Origin of the sequence: Dendronalium sp. ChiSLP03b (genome assembly GCF_034531165.2) — a bacterium.
GTDB classification, from domain to species: Bacteria; Cyanobacteriota; Cyanobacteriia; order Cyanobacteriales; family Nostocaceae; genus Dendronalium; species Dendronalium minutum.
In genome coordinates this window covers 16714-34897 of sequence record NZ_JAVRBR020000103.1, presented here as the reverse complement: position 1 = coordinate 34897, position 18184 = coordinate 16714, and the positions used below count along the sequence as shown (strand labels likewise).

Genomic DNA, 18184 nt, shown 5'->3' with positions numbered 1-18184 from the left:
ATGGCATGGTATTAGAAAGAATAACTTATCTTAGAGTGGCTACTGAAAAGATATTTATTTGGATTATTTATGATTATTTATAATAAATTAACATAATTTTCCCATTAAGATGCAGCCAGTTTTGCTCTTCACAATAATTTTGCGATCGCGGTCAAAGAGAATCGAGCCACAAACTGTTGCTGCTGCACCCCTACTACTGTGGCTTTGAATGTATTCTTGGGAACGAGTATCAATAGCCTGAGCGATCGCGCTATAAACTCGTTCAACCCAATTACTACCCGCTGAAGCGTCGAGCGATCGTAGGTATTTTAGTGCCGCTTCAGCGGTAGCACTGTTAAACACTACTTGTATATCTGCTAACTTTAAATCGGCTAAAGCACAGTGCGCTGCTAGAATTTCTCGCCGACCATCAGCAAGGTGGTGATGAGTGTGAAAAATTCCTCCAGCCAGTTTCAACAGCTTGCCATGATAGCCAAACAATAAGATTTCTTTAACACCTAAAACATCCGCTTCCACTAACATTGGCCCCAGCCAGTTAGCAGTTTTTACTAGTCTATCGGGATTAATACCGAGTTTTGGCGCTAAATCTAAGCCGTTCTCGCCAATACAGAATACCAAACTCTCAAAACGGCTAGCTTTCTGCTGCAATTCGCTGCGAAAAGCGTCAAGCTGATCGGGTGTACTTAAAGGTTGAGAAATGCCCGTTGTCCCCAGAAGAGAAAGTCCTTCAACAACACCAAATGCAGCATTAGAGGTGCGAACAGCAAGCGATCGCCCTTCCGGTAGGATAATTGTTACAGTAATTTTTTCTCCTAGTGCTAGCATCCGATGCAAGTTTTCTTTTAGGAGCCTTTGAGCATAAGCATAAATAGCAGGCTTGTCATCAGCATTAAGTTGTCTGCCAATTCCTTCCCCTCCTTGAATAATTACAGCCTCTTCACCCTCTTCTCGCCATTCCACCATTGCCCAAATTGGTGTATTCCTAGTCAGGTCGAGATTATCACCTGGGTCACTGTGGGTAATTGCCAAAGCCATATTTTCAGATAGTCCCGCTACCTGTTCGATTGGTATTTTTACTATTTGTGCTGGTTCAATCAGATCCACTGACACAACTTTTAAAGGTTGGCGATCGCGCAACCAATGTAAAGCTGCAACAGCTGAAGCACAGGCAAATACCGGCAGTGTATATCCAGAACGGGACATTTGGTTAATTCAAAAGAGTCTCTTTCATCCGGTGTAAGAAGGCTATTACCGCGAGGCCCATTTAATTCTTTCGCAACAATATGTGCCTGCTCACCAATTAGAATACTACTTGAAGTGGTTTCCCTGTCCTGAGTTAATTGAAGTCTGCAACTTGGAAAAGCACATCTGCTCGCAGCTCTACCCCAAAGAAGCTTGATATCTCTCTGACTGATGGTCATGTAACTTGCAACAAAATTTAGTTAAACTCCCACTTCTGATAGCAAAGCTTGCATCTGTTCCCAAGAGAGTTCTCTTTGAATATAACGAGGTGCTTCAGGATTGTATGGACTTCCTATGCGGTCAATACTGATAATTGTTGCCCCATCTGGTATAACTGGCACATCGGGATCAAATGCAGTTGGACGCATTAAAGAACTAGAAAAGCCTTTAAAAATAGCAATTTTATCTTGTTCGTCGGCTATTTCCACCGTTACAAGTAAAACTTCTTGTGGGCGTTTGGTGGTGTATTGTTCCAGCCGTTTGCCAATGGAGTTAGTCATTAACTTGGTTACTGGGGTGTAGCTGAACGTCCTTGCTTACCCAGCTTAACTAAAACAAAGTAGCTTAAGTAAAGCACATAAATCGTTAAAGCAAATATGCTAATAAAGCCCAAGTCTTTGAGATGGAACATTTCTTTAAATAACAAGGGGGCCTCAAACCAGACCGTACAATAGGGGGTTTTGATGGCAATTTCTGACAAAGCACAACCTAAAAAAGGTACAAAAGCGATCGCGCTTAAAATACAGTAAACTGTCGCAGCCCAGCGCCAAGAATTAAAAATCAATTTTAAAGAACCACTTGGCTGATACTCGATTTCATCGTTGAGATCTACCCAAAACCATAGAGAAATAGGAATCAAGACAAGTGCCATTAACCCAGAGATAAAGCTAATTGGATATCTAGCAATCATCAAGTAGATTGTGATGAGTAGGAGACTAGCTACTCGCCAGTAAATCATTAACAGCCGTTGTATGCCTTCTGCTTTTTGCACAAACGCCCAAATTAGCAGAATTAAAGGAATCACCACCGTGAATAATACTGCAAGCCAATAATCAGTCCAAACGTAAGGACGAAACCAAACTTCCATAGTGTTTGTCAGATGATAAATAATACAAAGGGATCGGGGATCGAGAATTAGAGATTGTAGGAAGTAGAGATTAAAAGGATTCTTCCCCAGTCACGCCAGTTCGCTCAACGCAGGGAACCTCCCTCTGGGTGACGCTCGTTCGCTCTTAGCGTCTCACGCCACTTGCTTAACTTGGGGAAACCCCAAGACCGCAGTGGCTCCCCTTGGGAGAGGACTCGCGCTTCGCTGCGCTAACGGCGGTTCCTCTACTTGGGGAGACCCCAAGACCGGACTGCCTCACCGCACACAACTGGCTCCCCAGTCCCACCTATATTTAACACTTCATCTTGGAGTTGACCATCTCTAGTTGACAAAAAAACAAGCAACTTACAGATCCTCTACTTAAACATTTTGTACAAACCTAAAGCAGCCTCCGGGAGAGTTGCGGAATCTACCCGAAGGTATGAGCTAGTACGCATAGACAAACCTCAAGTTTTTTAGAGCTAAGAGTTCTTTTTGAAAAAAATAAACGTCAAAGAAGAACTCCTAAACTCGTCTCAACCATAACTTTGTTACTTAACTCCTGTCGGTAGGAGAAAAAATAAAAAAAGAGGATGGATTGAGGTTTGATACGGGAGTTTGGTAAAGGTACAAGATATTTAGCGATCGGATTCTGGTTGCTTGCTTGTTCAGACAAAAAGAAAATTGCTCAAATCAATTCTTACTCATCGAAAACCTTGCACTCAACTGCTTCGGGGTTCTCATCACAGTACTTTTCCAGAGAATTTTTTGGCTTACTTTGGCGCTGGTGGGAGGCTTCAGCTTGCAGTTCTTCAACTGCATCCCAAGCGGCGGCACACTCAGCGGAGTTGCTACCTGATATATCACAGACAGCGCGAGCTTGTTCAACTTCTGCTTGAATTTGTTCTTGGATGTCGCTCATACCTTTAGTCTCGTTGTGTGGTGTTAATACCAGTATAGAAAAGGTTCAAAAATGGCTGTTTTTTGTTCTATCAATGATCATTCTACCTAATTAGCTGTTTCAATTGATGTTGTGACCTAACGATCGATAACTATTACAGCAAGTAACTGCATCTATCCTGTATTCCTGTGGATCTTTTAAGATTTTATAGGTCAGTACTGCAAAGGCGTAACAATACATTATATTTAGTGCATGTAGTAGAAAATGGCAATCCTAACTGCCTGAGATAGAGCAGGCACTGAGGGAAGATAGAAAAGGCTGGCATAAATCTACTGTGAAGATGCGATTCTTCCCAGGATAAAAAATCGAAAACTACTAGCCCAAAAAAGAAAGAAGCCTAAAACTCATGGCAGACCAAATGCAGTGGGCAAATGCCCTGTCAACCCGCCCTTCTTTGGAAGCAGCAATAGCAGATGTGGTAGAAAGGGCTGTCTCATCGTTAACAGCACCTCCGGATCTAGGACTGGTATTCATTTCGTCTGCTTTTGCAAGTGAGTATTCCCGGCTTTTACCCTTGCTGGCTGAAAAGCTTTCTGTGTCGGTAATTATAGGGTGTAGTGGTGGCGGTGTGATTGGTACTACAGCTAAAGGACACACCCAAGAATTAGAAGCAGAAGCAGCCCTTAGCCTAACTTTGGCGCACCTACCAGGAGTAAACCTACAAACTTTTCATGTTCTTGGCGAAGGATTACCGGACTTGGATAGTTCGCCAGATACTTGGATCGATCTGATTGGTGTATCGCCATCACCAGCACCCCAGTTCATTTTGCTGTCTAGTGCCTTCTCTTCGGGAATCAACAATCTATTGCAAGGGCTAGATTTTGCTTATCCTGGATCGGCGATCGTGGGCGGTCAGGCCAGTGCTGGGGGTTTGGGTGGGCGTACTGCTCTATTTTGTAACGATCGCTTGTATCGCGAAGGAACGGTTGGCTTGGCTTTAAGTGGCAATATTGTGCTAGAGACAATTGTGGCGCAAGGATGCCGACCAATTGGCGAGCCAATGCAAGTCACTAAAGCCGAACGTAATATCATCCTAGAACTCGATGAGCAAGTACCGTTGGTGGTATTGCGAGATTTGATTGCCAGCCTCACTGAAAAAGAGCGGATGCTAGCACAGCATTCTCTGTTTGTGGGAATGGCCATGGATGAATTCAAGCTGTCTTTGCAGCAGGGAGATTTTTTAATTCGCAGTATCCTGGGAGTAGACCCCGCAGGGGGAGCGATCGCCATTGGCGATCTTGTCCGTCCCGGTCAACGCCTGCAATTCCACCTGCGCGATGCCCAAGCATCCGCAGAAGACCTAGAATTACTCCTAGAGCAGTATCAAAATCAACAATTATCTGAATCCTCTGCCGTTGCAGCCTTAATGTTTTCCTGTGTGGGTCGTGGTGAGGGACTTTACGGAAAACCCAATTTTGATTCTGAGCTATTTAGGCGCTACATCCAAGATATCCCCATCGGTGGTTTTTTCTGTGGAGGAGAAATTGGCCCTGTCGGTGGTAATACATTCATTCACGGTTACACATCAGTATTTGGCATTTGCCGCCAAATGAGTGCTGAATGCTGAGTTAGGAGTTATGAATTACCTTCTGACTCCTGAATTCTGACTCCTGACTCATTGTTAGCAGCAGGGTGCTATTGTTATCAATCAAGGTGGGAGTTCCACCAGTTGCGATCGCTCCATAAGTCTGAATATAACGCCGCACTTTTTGGGGAAAGTGGGGATAGTCTAATAGCGCATCTCCATCGGCAATGGTTGCCCAAAAATCGCGCAAACTAGGGGCTAGTTCTTCTGCCTGTGCCAATGGTAAGTTTAATGGATGCTGAGTTAGTAGCTTGACTAAAAAGGGGAAAGAGCGATCGCCCATCCACTGCCTTGATAACTCTTGTAAATTAGGGAAATCTGGTACCGATTCCACGCGATGAGATAAGATTTGCAACCATTCCCTGCCGTAGTTATCCCGCTGAAACTCTAAAACGCGATAGGGATGAGGATAACTGACTAAAGAACCAGTGGTGATATCGTATACTCCTTGCGAACAGGCAACATCTTGAACGTGCAAATGCCCTGTAAATACTAGTTTTACTCCATAGCGCTGTAGCATCTGCAAAAGTTGGGGCGCATTTTCCAACATATAGCGATTGCCAATGGGATGACGCGATTGCTGGGGTATATGCTCAACAACATTGTGATGCACCATTACTAGTACTAATTCATCAGATGCTGCTGCTAAAACTTCTTCTAACCACCTTAGCTGTCTGCTATCTAAACGCCCTACCTGCTGACCCTGCTCGTTAAAAAAGTTAGAATTCAGACCTATCAATCTAACTCCAGGTAGCAACTGTTGAGTATAGTAAAGCTGCTTGGGATCGTCATAGCCAAACTGGCGGTAATAGTTTGGGAAATCAGCAAAAGCAATTGATTGCTTATCTGCCATCAGCACAGGAACATCATGATTACCAGGAACAACATAAACTGGAAAAGGTAGCTTTGCTAAACGTTTTTGCACCCAGATATGGTTTTCTGGTTCACCATGTTGGGTTAAATCTCCTGGAAGTAAGAGAAAATCTAAATCGAGTTGTGCTAAATGTTCGATTGCACTTTCAAAGGCTGGGATACTAACTTCCACCAAATGAAAACGACTCGGATGATCCCAGATTGTGTGGGGAAGCGCGATATGTAAATCGCTGACTACGGCAAAGCGAAAATTTAGGGACATTGATTTGTTGGAGAATTTTAAAAATAGGGGTTAAAAAAGCTCTTTTCCACAAAGTATAACCTTGCTTTGTCAAGCTGCGTAGGAGCGCGTAAACTTAACATTTATATACATTTCGCGTCTACCGATCGCATCACACAGTGACACTTGACCAAAATTTGCAACCATTGATATGCAAAAACTAGGATAGTATATTTTAAATTTTATAATCAAAGCTAAAATTAATGTTATTAATAATTATTTTAAAACACTTTTCTATATTGGCTTAATAACTAACAAATTTCAGTTAATTTTATATTTAAACTAAGAATTCAGTTTCAAGCAAATATAAAATTGTTATATAATTCAGTTTCACATTGATGTTAGCCTTTGCTATTTATCTCAACCTGCCATTTTATTTTGTCAGTTAAAGGAGTATCAACTTTGGCTGCTGTCAGAGTCCGCCAACACGTTAATCCACTTGCTCAAAAGTATCAAACACCAGCGAGTCCCCTTGATTGGAAAAAAGTTTATGTACAGCCAAATCAACAGCTACATCTAGATATAGGCTGCGCTAGGGGACAGTTTTTGTTGAATATGGCTCAGATAGAACCTAACTGGAATTTTTTGGGTTTAGAGATTCGGGAACCGCTGGTTGTAGAGGCGAATAAGTTACGTTCTGAGTTGGGTTTAACAAATCTGCACTACTTATTTTGCAATGCGAACAACTCATTGCGCTCGCTGTTATCTTCCCTTCCTAGTGGGGCTTTACAGCACGTTACCATTCAATTCCCCGATCCTTGGTTTAAAACCCGCCACGCTAAACGCCGTGTAGTGCAACCAGAATTAGTAGAAGAATTAGCTAATTATCTGGCAGTTGGAGGGGTGGTGTTTTTACAATCAGATATGAAATTTGTAGCAGTGGAAATGCGCGATCGCTTTGCTGCTCACCCAGCTTTTGAGAAACTTGGTACAGAAGAATGGCTGATGGAAAATCCATTACCAGTTCCCACAGAACGGGAAATTACTACTCAAAAAAAGGGTGAACCTGTTTATCGCGCCTTGTTTATTAAACAACAAGTTGTGAATTGAGGCGATCGCAGGATGTTCAGCTAGCACTAAGGCTGCAATTATTTTACAAAGTATTGCTATCTAGATCGATTTTTTTAACGATTTCAACTTGCTGGCATTGTTGTTTAATCCATTCACTAAACAAATGAGCCATAATTTCAGAACGCAGCTTCCGATCTAACTCAGGTTGAGAAATTTCCTCAACCAAAATCAAATGTACCCCTTGACAGGTAATAACTGGTTTCAAAACCTGTGGTGGCTTAGCCGTAAAAACAGCCGCAGAAACCTCTGGTCGTAAATCCTGTCGGCAAACTATACCTCGATATCCGCCAGTGCGGCGTAACTCTGTATCTTGAATATATTTATGAGCGATATCATAAAAACTCATTTCCCCTTTCTGAATCGCGTAGAAAAGTTTTAACGCCAAATCTCGATCGTCCAGAACAACTTCATAAATTACTGCACTCGTATAATCTGGTTGGTGTTCTGTGAAGTAGGATTCAACTTTATCTGCAAACAGATGAGCAGCTAACTTTCCAGATATTAAACTGTTGCTGACAATTTCTTCAAAATTTGCTAAAGATAGACAATACTTTTCTAACCATTTCCAGGTGTCTTCAGCACTTTGAAGTTTGTTAGCTAACCGTATTCGATCGGCTGCTTTCTGAAGTTCCTTTATTTCTACTTTTATGCCAGCTTCTTCAATAGCAGATATAATGATATTACGAGTCACAATCTGCTCAATAATTTCAGGAATTTGGCAGTTTATCTGGACGTGATGAAGAATATCTTTGTTGCTAATAGTAATGGTTTGTAACATGATTTTGCCCCTCAATTCGCTAACCTGCTGCAACTTTTGAAACAGAAAAATCAGAGAATCATTATTTTGCTAAATTTAGGGGCAAGAATTCGGAATTATCAGAATTATCTGAAATAGTAGCAATAGTAGCTGTGAGGTCAGCAATCAAAATTTTCGCATCCTTAGCCTGTTCGATGCTGTTTTCTATGGCATTGCTGGGTTGTGGTCGTGTAGATAAGCCCATCTGTTTGAGCAGTCGCTTGATGTGGCGATCGCTCACCTCAACTCCAAATTCCTTTGCTAAATGTTTCTGAAGCCAGGTTGCTGTCCACCGCCGAAAAGCATAACCATAATCGCGGGGACTATTGGTAATAAGTTCTCTCAACCGCTCTAAATATTCCTCATTTACTGCTTTAGGACGACCAATCGGACAATCTTGCCATTGGTGAGCCATGCCAGTACGGGCTATGTGTATCCAATGTCTTGCCGTTGCTGCACAACATCCCAAAGTTTGACAAATTTTGGTTTGAGATTTGCCCTCATCTGCCAGCAACATGATTTCAATACGCTGGCGGTAGGAATCGGGTAAATTTTTTTCCAAACTTTTTTGCAGAATTTTGCGTTGAAATGGTGTTAAGTACTTACCACCAGTTGTAGTTGAGTCTTTAATATCAATTTTCAGTTGGTAGTACGACATAAGCAAATTGCATTAGGACTTATGAAAGATTTATGAGTTCTCTTTTGCAAGCTGTATGCATAAAATTTCCACTCCCAACGCGGTATTCATCGCGCTGGAGTGAACTGCATCGGACTGTAAATACAGGCAGAAAAATGAAATTTCCGTAAATCTGATTAAGTATTTTTGTAACCTAATTTTTTGTAATCAGAGAAAAATTTTAAGGATGAATGATGACTGTATTAAATTTTCCTGATTTCAGTTGTGAGGTTATACTCAGCACTCCCTTGTACAGACGCGACACCAGTCGCTACAACAGGGAGCCACTGTGGTCTTGGGGTTTCCCCAAGTGGAACAAGTGGCGTGGGAACCCCCCTTCGGGTTCACAGTCGCCTGCGGAGGGAAACCCTCCCGCAGCGCTGATTCACCGCAACGCGTTGGCTCATTAATCGCGTCTGTACTTAAATTTTGATTAAAGGGAGGGTGACGCTAAAGGTCGTACCAACTCCAACTTCACTATTGACTGCGATCTCACCACCATATGCATCGACACACTTTTTAGCAATTGCTAGTCCCAAGCCTGTGCCAGGAATTTTACCAACATTCTCTGCACGATGAAAAGGCTGAAACAGTTGCTTTTGGTCGTTTTCGGGAATACCTATTCCCCAATCTTGAATCCGGAAAATTACTGTGTTTTCCTGTCCAACTAGTTCAAATATTACTTTACCGTTTGGTAGCGAATATTTAATAGCATTGCCAAGTAAATTACCCAATATGTGGCGTAGTAGGCTTTCATCCCATACGGCTTCGCCTAATTCCCCAAAACTGGTGAATATCAGCGTTAGATGCTTGTCTTTTAGCGTCAGTTGAGCTTCTTCAACCAGTTGACGGCAGAATGCTTCTAAATCCAGAGGACTGAGTTGAAACTGAAGTTTACCTGAATCAGCTTTACCTATTAATGACACCTCATCTAACAGTTGTGCCACGTTTTTGATTGCTGAGCGAATCATCTGTAAATGATTATGTTTTTTCTCTTTGGACAATTGTTCATCATTGTTTTGCAACAATCCAGCAGCTAAGAGAATAGTATTGAGGGGATTACGGATATCATGTGAGAGCATTGAGACAAATTCAGATTTGAACTGGTTAAGTTCTTTTGCTTTCACCAGTTCAGCAGTTCGTTCCTCTACTCTGATTTGTAATGTCTCATTAACTGTGCGTAATGTTTCCAAAACCTGCTTGCGTTCGATCGCATAATTCACAGAGCGAACCAACACATCTACATTTACCTGTCGCTTGAGTAAATAATCTTGCGCCCCCTGTCGTACTGCCTCAATTGCCAGTTCTTCGTCATTGGTATTGGTGAGTACAACTATCGGGAGGCTGGGAGCATGATTAATCAAACGTGGCAAAGATGATAACCCTTGGCTGTCAGGTAGAGTGAGATCCAACAGAATTACATCATAAGTGTCTTGATTAAGTTCTTGCAGGGCTGCCTGCAATCGCTTCACATGAACCAGACTAAACTCCTTAGACTGTGCTTGCTTCAGCAACTCTTGCAACAGCCTAGCTTCTGCTGAGTTATCCTCAATTAACAAGATTTTTACTGAGCTTGCAACCATAATTTGAGTGCTGAGTGAGGAGGCAGAGGAGCAGAGGGGCGGAGGGGCGGAGGGGCGGAGGGGCAGAGGGGCGGAGGAGCAGAGAGGAAAGAGTTTGCATTTATATCACTCTGTGTCTCCCTATTTCCTCTGCTCCCTATTCCCCCATCCTCTGATTTCCCCCTATCTCCTCCGCTCCTTATCCCCCTATCCTCTTATTGCGATGGCAGGGTGACGATAGACAGCCAGAAATCTTCAATTCCTTTGACGATTTGGAAAAGCTGGCTGAGGTTGCGAGATTTAGTGATGTAGCAGTTCACATGCAGGTCATAGCTGTAAAATATGTCATCCTCATTTCTGGAGGTTGTCAGTACTACTACTGGAATACGTTTCAGTAAAGGGTCGGCTTTAATTTCTGCCAGTACCTCTCGACCGTCCTTTCTAGGCAAGTTCAAATCGAGCAGGATCAGGTCAGGGCGGGGTGCATCAGCATACTCGCCCTCTTGACGTAAAAAAGCCATAGCGTCCACGCCATCCCTAACCGTCACTACCTCGTGCGGCACTACACTATTTTTCAATGCTTCTTGGATCAGGCGAATATCGGCTTTATTGTCCTCGACCAAAAAGATTGTTTTGTGTTTTTCTTCCGTTTCTACGCTCACGCTCACGTCCTCCCACTGGGATCGTAAAGTAGAAGGTTGCGCCCTCTCCTAGTTGTGACTCTACCCAAATCCGCCCCCGATGGCACTCAATGATTTTCTTACAGATAGCCAGACCCATACCTGTGCCTGGATATTCATCTCGCGTGTGCAAGCGTTGAAAGATGACGAAAATGCGATCGCTAAACTGTGGGTCAATGCCAATACCATTATCCCGCACCGAGAACAACCACTCATCCTCTAGCCTTTCTGCTCCCACATGAATTTGTGGTGCTTGGTCGCTGCGGAACTTGATAGCGTTGGCAATCAGGTTCTGAAATAGCTGCATTAGTTGCGTGCTACCAGCCATGACAGTTGGCAAGGAGTCGTGTGTGATAGTACCTCCAGTTTCCAAAATGCGTTGTCGCAAATTGCTGAGGGCACGGTCTAAAGCTGTTTCTACCTCAGTTAGTTGAAAGGCGATCGCTTGCGTATCTACCTTGGAGTATACCAGCACGTCATCAATCAGCGTCTGCATCAGGCTGACTCCTTCTACAGCGTAAGTGATAAACTCTTTGGCATCTTCATCCAGTTCTGCGTGATAGCGCATCTCCAGCAGTTGCACGTAATTCGCTACTTGATTAAGCGGTTCTTGCAAGTCATGGGAAGCAACATAAGCAAACTTTTTCAGTTCGGCGTTGGAACGTTCTAAATCTTGAGCTAACTGGGCCAGTTCATCAGCTTGTCGCAGAACGATATTAACAATCGCTTTCCGCAATTCTAGCGCTGCTTTTACTTCCACAGATCGCCACGGTAAAGATGTGAGGCGAACGGTTTCTTTCCACAGTTCAAATGATTTACGCGGACACAGCCGTACATTACCCTCGGACTGGCTGACTTCAAACGCATTGTTAGGATCGCCACCCCAATTTACAGTTTGAATTACTTCCGGTCGAAACCACAAAACAAAATTCCGCCGAGAAATGGGAATAGCTAATAAACCGCTGGCAACGTTTTTAAACCTTTCTGCATCTGGATAAATTTGTGGCAGAGAATCTGTGTAGAAAACTTCTTCATCGACGTTATTCTTCAGCCATTGGACTAAAAAATTCAAGTCTTCTTCTTTGGGAGTCTCGCCAATTACCGTGCAATGGTCGCCAAAACAGACAGCGGCTCCTTGAGCGCTAGTTAAATTGAGGAGATTCGGCTGGTGTTTAACTAAACCATCAATAAAGTTTTCTTCTTGGGACATGTATTCAATCAAAAGTGATTGAATATGCGTCAAACTCATGCGATAGTCGTAATCTTCTGTTTCTTCTCTGGCGGAGATTTCCGCAAATATCACTCGTCCCAAAAATTCGCACGCTTTCCGCAATTCGTAGGAAACATGTTTAGGTTCCTGATGATGACAAGCAATTAGTCCCCAGAGTTTTTGGTCTTTAATCAAAGAGATAGTCAACGAAGCACCTACACCCATATTGTGTAGATATTCCATGTGACAAGAAGCGGCACTTCTGAGAATTGAGTTAGTTAAATCAACCGGGCGATCGCTAACCGGATTAATGGCAGGTACTATTTGTACGGGTTCAGCATAAGAATCCGGGATTAATCTAATCAAGTTGGAAGCAAATAATTTTCTTGCTGGTTTGGGAATATCTGATTCAGGGTAGTGCAGTCCTAGATAAGGTTCCATACTTTCTAGTTTTTCTTCAGCGACAACAGAACCATGCCCGTCATCATCAAATTTATATAGCATTACCCGATCGAAACCCGTGACTTTTCGGACTTCCTGAACAATTATCTGACAAAAATCACGCAGATTTGATGTTTTTTCTAGCTGGTTAATGGAAGCTTTAGCTAGATGATAAAAGCTTAAAAATGGGATATTTTCTCTGGAAAAAGCTGGTTCTAACTCTAGAATCAAAATTCCTTCGGAATTTCGGTGAAAAACTGCATCAAATACTGCGTAGTCATCACCTTTTTTTCTCACCCAAATTTTTGTAGGATTGATGAATTCAAGATTTCCTGCAAATAATCCTGCTTTAATATTTTCAACTTGGAAAGGATCGAGTAAGTCGTCTAATGTTTTTTGCAAAATATTTTCGGGATTGATGCCAAAAACATTCCATGTATTATTACTAATTTGTAATATTTTTAGTTCAGGCTCTTCTAAGACTAAAAGCACCCCATATGGCTGAATTTGCTTAAAAAGATGAATAGGAGCTTCTTTTAAGCTAGTGACATTAATTTCTGGCGATTGTAAGTCTATTCCCATCAGATCCTCCTCTGTTGTTTGGGAGCATCAAAAGTAGAGTATACAGATTTTCTTAACCTATTAGGTTTACTACACTACTTAGATGTTATTTTGTAGTATTTTGCCTGGGTACAGTAGCAAAAAAAATTGATAAATATCTATTAGCCGTAACTGATAACGATGAAGGCTCCATCCAATTGTTATACTTCCTCGTTCATCATACTTAATCTAATTTTTAATTTGCTATCTCTATCCAATAAGAATTTTGTTAGAAGGCTAGCTTTCGCTTACTCAGTTCAGTCTTTTTTCCAGTATTTCCCTAAGCTGATTGCGTTCTACAGTTTAACAAGCAGTAAACCTGTATACAGATAAGAAATATGAAAAAATCAGTGATTAACTAAACCGTTTTTTGTATAGCTATGTAAAGTAAGGATTAAGCCTGAAGTGTAGAAGGTGTAATTCTTTCAAAAGGCGATATTTTGCCAGTAAATAAAGAGAATACATCAATATTAATTAATATTAATCTAAATTAGGCATTAAAACTGCATATTTAGAGAAATTTAGGAGGTAGAAGATAGGAGTCAGGAATTATGTTTGCCCCCTTTGCCTTCCCTGCTTTCTTATTTCTCATATCGGGTATGTTTAAATCCAAGAGTTAAACCACATCCGCACTTTATAACCTCCAGATGAGAGAGGTAAACCCAAATAAATAGGCATCCAGAAAACAAAAGCAAGCAGAATGAGAAAAGAAATTGTGATGCCTAATGCTCGGAGCGGGCGATAATAACTACGAAAACACTGATCTACAAACCAAGCGATCGCTAAAAAAGCGAATACCACAGCCGTCATGTAGTGGTAAATAAAAACGCACCTCGTTACTTTCATCCAAGGTACTAAGTTGACAGCATAATTTACAACTAAGTACAGGGCGATCCAGGTATCAATACTCAGCTTTGTAGGTAGAGAAAAACGCTTTTGCTTCACCCAAGGAATGACCAGTTGTATTATCAGCATACCTATCAAAAATAGGATGGCAGCTGCACCAAACCACCACAAAAAAGGATTTCCCATCGCATGTACATCATAAATAACCTTTCCCACACCAGCAGGTAAAGCAGGCCCAAATACAGGTAATGGGTCGGTGACACTTTGAGTTGTTTGGTAATAATACGCCATTGGTCGATTCATCAAAGGCCATTTATACCAAGCAGCACAGTAAGGATGTACTTTGGCATTATTACCACCAAGGCGTTCATGAAACGCCAATATTTGTTGGTGTACTTCTAGAAATCCGTATTTTGTATCTAGTTGTAAGTGAGGAATCCAAATCAAACTATAGACTGCGAGTGGGATAATTCCTAGAAAAAATACAATTTGCCAAATATTTATTTGTGTTAAATTTTGTAATAGCGATATTTGAGCATTAGTTTGCTGATATCTAATCAGTGTAATCGTTGAGTTACGTGTGAGACTGGCAGATAAATCATCTATTACATCTTTTGCCTGAGATTTTGCTTTGATTATCCATTGCCATATCCACCCTATTATCCAAATTAGATATATACCTAGCAGAAAAAATAAACCGTTCCATTTTGTAGCAACTGACGCACCAAAACCAATACCAGCAAGTACTAAATAAATTGGTCTTTGTCTTTGATTAGCCAATGCCAATAAAAATAACCACTGTCCTAATAACCCAAACAAAACTATATAAATATTAATCAGGGCATAGCGCGATTCTACAATAAATATACCATCACAAGCTGTGAAGAAACCAGCAAGTAAAGCAAAGCTATGACGATAACTTAACTGATAGGCAATACTAGCAATAATTAATGGAATAAATGAGCCTGAGAATGCATTAATCCAACGGTAACTCCAAGGCGACAAGAGCGAACCTGTTAACCCATTTACCGTATCTTGCCAAAAGGGAACATGACTACCAACCCATATTCCCACCGCAATCATGTATTTACCTAGTGGTGGATGACCATCGAAAAATGGAACATGGCTGAGATAGTTATTGCCGAATTTAGCGTAGTAAATTTCATCAAATACCAAGGTATTAAATCTTCCCAATCCCCAAAAGCGTAAGGCAAGTGAGAAGAGAAATATACTCGCTAGCCCAATCTGGAACCACTTTTTAGTCATTAGTCATAGTCAGTTGTCAATGGTCATTAGTCAAGAGGTAGAAGGCAGGAGGCATGAGTACAGACGCGATTAATCGCGTCTGTACAAGAGTTAAAAGGCAGAAGGGAAAAATTATCTACCTTGTCTACTTTGTCCCCACCCTCTCCGCCCCTTATCCCCCTGTTCTTCTTCCAGGCGCATCTTGTTGGAACAGCAGTAGTTCGATATTGTAATACTGCTTTGTCCGTCCTAATGGTTTCATACCGAGTCTTTGGGTTACACGAATTGATGCATGATTTTCTGGCTTGACCACGGCATAAATTATTGGCAGGTTCAAGACACTAAATCCGTAGTCGAGCATACCTCGTCCTGCTTCTGTTGCATACCCTTTACCCCAAGAAGCTCGCCGCAAGTGCCAGCCTACCTCATAATCCTCTGTAGGCAATCCATCTTTATCAGGAAGTGGTTTGAGAAGGATAGTTCCCACAATTGTTGTAGTTGCCCTTTCCACAATTGCCCAAGACCCAGTACCATTGTTGCGTCGTTGCGATCGCTCAATATTGTCAATTAAGCGCTGACGCGTTGCCTCAATATTTGTAGTACGAGAAGCGTTGCCGAGAAAGTAGGTAACTTCGGGGTCACTATAGATTTCAAACACTTGTTCGGCATCGTGTTCGGGTATCCAACTGCGAATCGTCAAGCGTTCGGTTTCAAAAAGGGGTGTCATTTTACCTTTGGCTAAACAAAGTTGCCATTGTGCAAGATCCTAAAATACTTATGGTTGAATAGTCAAAAGCTATGGAGACAATTACCAACATATAAAAGCGATGAATCATTTAATTAACGAACTTTTGATAAAGATCGAGTCTGAGGACGAACGTATTTTTAGTATTGCTGGCTGGCAAAGTTTTTAGCTTGGCGATCGCGCTACAGTAATCTTAATTCAAGAAAGATTGTTCGAGTTCTGTAGACTTTGAACGACCGATAAAAAGATGAAAAAAGTAAATTGGCTAATTGAAAAAAATATTTTCGATTGCGATGAGGAATTCTTAGAAGAATTGAAGAGGCAAGGATACTCATGGAAAGAGACAAATTACCTGAGATTCCATTCCACAGATGCTAATGAATATTTTTCCGAAGATGAATGTGTTTTATTCAGAGGAACTCTAAATTTAGGTAGGAATATTTTACGAACTTCTTGGATACCTGGAGCATATATGGATGAAAAGAATCTTCGTTGTACTACCTACTACACTTATTTTGGTCAATATTTGCTCAATAACAAATATTTTATTCTTTCTTTAGGTGAACTAATTCGCAGAAGAGAAGAGATTCTTGAATATTTAGGTTCTGATGGCGATCTATTTGTCAGACCTGATAGCAATATGAAATCGTTTCGGGCTGGAGTTTTTAATCTAAATGTCTTAAATACTATGCAGTCTTTAGGAAGCGAACTGAAAAGAGATGAGACAACTTTAATACTAGTCAGTGGTAAGCGAGCGATCGCGAAAGAGTGGAGATTCTTCGTTTATAAAAATCAAATTATCACTGGTTCGCTCTATTTAGTCGGAGAAGAAAGGATTGATGAAACGATTCAGGGAGGCTATTTAGAAAGCTACTTGAGTAACGTGTTAAAGGCAGTAAACTGGTATCCCGAATCTCTTTACACAGTGGACATCTGCGAATCTGAAGGCGAACTTCATGTACTAGAACTGGGTTCGTTTAGCTGTAGTGGAGAGTATGGATGTGATTTGAGTTTGATAATAGAAGCTGGAGCAAAGGCAGCTTTAGAAGATTACGAAGCTGCAAACGATGGTGAAGGCTGGGGATAGGATGTAGGGAAAATTATGAAAGTTTAATAAACCCCACACCCTGTCTTTTTCCACATACCCTAAATCAAGGGTTGCAATAAATCTATTGAGCTGGACTGATTAAACTAGGCTGTTGTTTAACAGAAACTGGCACATCAGTTGGATTGACTAGCGTTTCTGGTTGGTTTGGAGTCTCAGAGGGAGTAGTAGCTGTTTGACTGGGTTGAGGTTGCTGCGGTGCTGTCTTCTGGGCAATTTGCTGAATTAATTGCTCAACTTTTGCAATTTGCTCCATGTTGCCTTGCTCGCGGAACTCGTTGCGGGCACGTTTTAATACTCCGTTAGCTTTCTTGTAATCGCCTTGATTGTATAAAGTTACTCCCAAGTTGTAATAGGCTGAGGCATTCTTGGGATTTTGGCGAATAGCTTCCCGATAAACGGAAATAGCCTCTGAGGTTTGGCCATGAATTGCCATTAAGCTTCCCATATTGCTGTAAGCCATGGCATTTTTCGGATCTAGCTGCAAGCCTTGTCGATAAGCAGCGATCGCCGGCTCTATTTGACCTTGTTCTTGCAGAGCGATCGCTAAGTTAAAGTAAGCATTAGCATTGCTAGTATCTAGATTAATTGCTTGCTGGTATGCGGCGATCGCTTCTTGTGACTGTCCTAGTTCGGACAGTACCAAACCTATGTTGTATTGCGCCGCTGCTTTTGTAGGATCTATCACTAAGGCTTGGCGATAAGCAGTAACTGCTGCCTCTTTTTGCCCTTGTCGGTACAATGCTAACCCCAAATTGTAATAAGCTTCACTCAGATTGGGGTTAATTCTAACCGCTTCTCCATATTCCTGCACCGCTATATCCAGGCGATTTTGCATCAGGAAAATATTCCCTAAATAATTCCGTGCCATTCCTATGTTGGGATCTCGCTGCAACACTTGGCGAAAAGCATATTCTGCACTTTGTAAGTCGTTGCGGTTATAGCGCGTGACTCCCTGCTGGTAAAGGATAGCTGTTTCCAAATCCTGAGAAATTGGAGTTTGTGCTAGCAGCTTGCTTCCTGGTAAATCAATAATTGTTGGTGCAGCCAACACCAAAAACGCAGAAGCAGCACAGAGAAGTCCTAGATGCGGCTTCTGCCAATCGACAACTTGGTGGAATACCACCGTAGGAAAGCAGCAAAACCACTGGCGAATTTGATGCTGTTTATACATAATTA

16 protein-coding genes are annotated in these 18184 nt (G+C 41.8%); 3 read left to right on the top strand and 13 right to left on the bottom strand.

The window, feature by feature from the left end:
• Positions 1 to 87 precede the first annotated feature (87 nt).
• The 4 genes from cbiD to RMY31_RS24085 all read right to left on the bottom strand — a co-directional run bounded on the left by cbiD (position 88) and on the right by RMY31_RS24085 (position 3251).
• Positions 88 to 1203 (bottom strand): cobalt-precorrin-5B (C(1))-methyltransferase CbiD, encoded by a 1116-nt coding sequence (cbiD, locus tag RMY31_RS24100; RefSeq protein ID WP_322663613.1) that lies wholly within the window; start codon positions 1201 to 1203, stop codon positions 88 to 90.
• A 239-nt stretch (positions 1204 to 1442) separates the two neighbouring features.
• Positions 1443 to 1742: a hypothetical protein gene (locus RMY31_RS24095; protein WP_322663611.1), complete on the bottom strand. Its 300-nt coding sequence runs from the start codon at positions 1740 to 1742 to the stop codon at positions 1443 to 1445.
• A gap of 8 nt (positions 1743 to 1750) precedes the next feature.
• Positions 1751 to 2329, bottom strand: coding sequence for a DUF3177 family protein (locus RMY31_RS24090; protein WP_322663609.1), 579 nt, complete (start codon positions 2327 to 2329; stop codon positions 1751 to 1753).
• Positions 2330 to 3029: 700 nt separating this feature from the next.
• On the bottom strand, positions 3030 to 3251 hold the full coding sequence (locus RMY31_RS24085; RefSeq protein WP_322663607.1) for a Calvin cycle protein CP12: 222 nt from the start codon (positions 3249 to 3251) through the stop codon (positions 3030 to 3032).
• Between the two features lie 385 nt (positions 3252 to 3636).
• Here RMY31_RS24085 and RMY31_RS24080 point away from each other — a divergent pair, with 385 nt between their 5' ends.
• Positions 3637 to 4857: an FIST N-terminal domain-containing protein gene (locus RMY31_RS24080; RefSeq protein WP_322663605.1), complete on the top strand. Its 1221-nt coding sequence runs from the start codon at positions 3637 to 3639 to the stop codon at positions 4855 to 4857.
• Position 4858: 1 nt separating this feature from the next.
• Here RMY31_RS24080 and RMY31_RS24075 read toward each other — a convergent pair whose 3' ends face one another.
• Positions 4859 to 6010 (bottom strand): metallophosphoesterase, encoded by a 1152-nt coding sequence (locus RMY31_RS24075; RefSeq protein ID WP_322663603.1) that lies wholly within the window; start codon positions 6008 to 6010, stop codon positions 4859 to 4861.
• Positions 6011 to 6430: 420 nt separating this feature from the next.
• Between RMY31_RS24075 and trmB the strand changes: the two genes are divergently transcribed.
• Positions 6431 to 7078 (top strand): tRNA (guanosine(46)-N7)-methyltransferase TrmB, encoded by a 648-nt coding sequence (gene trmB, locus RMY31_RS24070; protein ID WP_322663601.1) that lies wholly within the window; start codon positions 6431 to 6433, stop codon positions 7076 to 7078.
• A 43-nt stretch (positions 7079 to 7121) separates the two neighbouring features.
• On the opposite strand, the gene RMY31_RS24065 is transcribed toward trmB, so the two are convergent.
• The 7 genes from RMY31_RS24065 to RMY31_RS24035 all read right to left on the bottom strand — a co-directional run bounded on the left by RMY31_RS24065 (position 7122) and on the right by RMY31_RS24035 (position 15882).
• The gene (locus RMY31_RS24065; protein WP_322663599.1) at positions 7122 to 7877 is read right to left on the bottom strand and encodes a peptidylprolyl isomerase; all 756 of its coding nucleotides are present in this window, start codon (positions 7875 to 7877) and stop codon (positions 7122 to 7124) included.
• Between the two features lie 61 nt (positions 7878 to 7938).
• Complete coding sequence (locus tag RMY31_RS24060; RefSeq protein ID WP_322663597.1) at positions 7939 to 8553, bottom strand: helix-turn-helix domain-containing protein; 615 nt, start codon at positions 8551 to 8553, stop codon at positions 7939 to 7941.
• Between the two features lie 440 nt (positions 8554 to 8993).
• On the bottom strand, positions 8994 to 10154 hold the full coding sequence (locus tag RMY31_RS24055; RefSeq protein ID WP_322663595.1) for a hybrid sensor histidine kinase/response regulator: 1161 nt from the start codon (positions 10152 to 10154) through the stop codon (positions 8994 to 8996).
• A 194-nt stretch (positions 10155 to 10348) separates the two neighbouring features.
• Positions 10349 to 10795: a response regulator gene (locus RMY31_RS24050; RefSeq protein WP_322663593.1), complete on the bottom strand. Its 447-nt coding sequence runs from the start codon at positions 10793 to 10795 to the stop codon at positions 10349 to 10351.
• Positions 10740 to 13046 carry an ATP-binding protein gene (locus tag RMY31_RS24045; RefSeq protein WP_322663591.1) on the bottom strand — a complete coding sequence of 769 codons (2307 nt, stop codon included), beginning with the start codon at positions 13044 to 13046 and terminating at the stop codon, positions 10740 to 10742. Before RMY31_RS24045 ends, RMY31_RS24050 begins: the two co-directional genes overlap by 56 nt.
• Positions 13047 to 13667: 621 nt before the next feature.
• Entirely contained in the window at positions 13668 to 15176 is a 1509-nt protein-coding gene (locus tag RMY31_RS24040) for a dolichyl-phosphate-mannose--protein mannosyltransferase (RefSeq protein ID WP_322663589.1), read from the bottom strand.
• 151 nt (positions 15177 to 15327) lie between these two features.
• The gene (locus tag RMY31_RS24035) at positions 15328 to 15882 is read right to left on the bottom strand and encodes a GNAT family N-acetyltransferase (RefSeq protein ID WP_322663587.1); all 555 of its coding nucleotides are present in this window, start codon (positions 15880 to 15882) and stop codon (positions 15328 to 15330) included.
• A gap of 265 nt (positions 15883 to 16147) precedes the next feature.
• Here RMY31_RS24035 and RMY31_RS24030 point away from each other — a divergent pair, with 265 nt between their 5' ends.
• Entirely contained in the window at positions 16148 to 16987 is an 840-nt protein-coding gene (locus RMY31_RS24030; protein ID WP_322663585.1) for an ATP-grasp domain-containing protein, read from the top strand.
• Between the two features lie 82 nt (positions 16988 to 17069).
• Here RMY31_RS24030 and RMY31_RS24025 read toward each other — a convergent pair whose 3' ends face one another.
• Positions 17070 to 18179 (bottom strand): tetratricopeptide repeat protein, encoded by a 1110-nt coding sequence (locus RMY31_RS24025; protein WP_322663583.1) that lies wholly within the window; start codon positions 18177 to 18179, stop codon positions 17070 to 17072.
• Positions 18180 to 18184 lie beyond the last annotated feature (5 nt).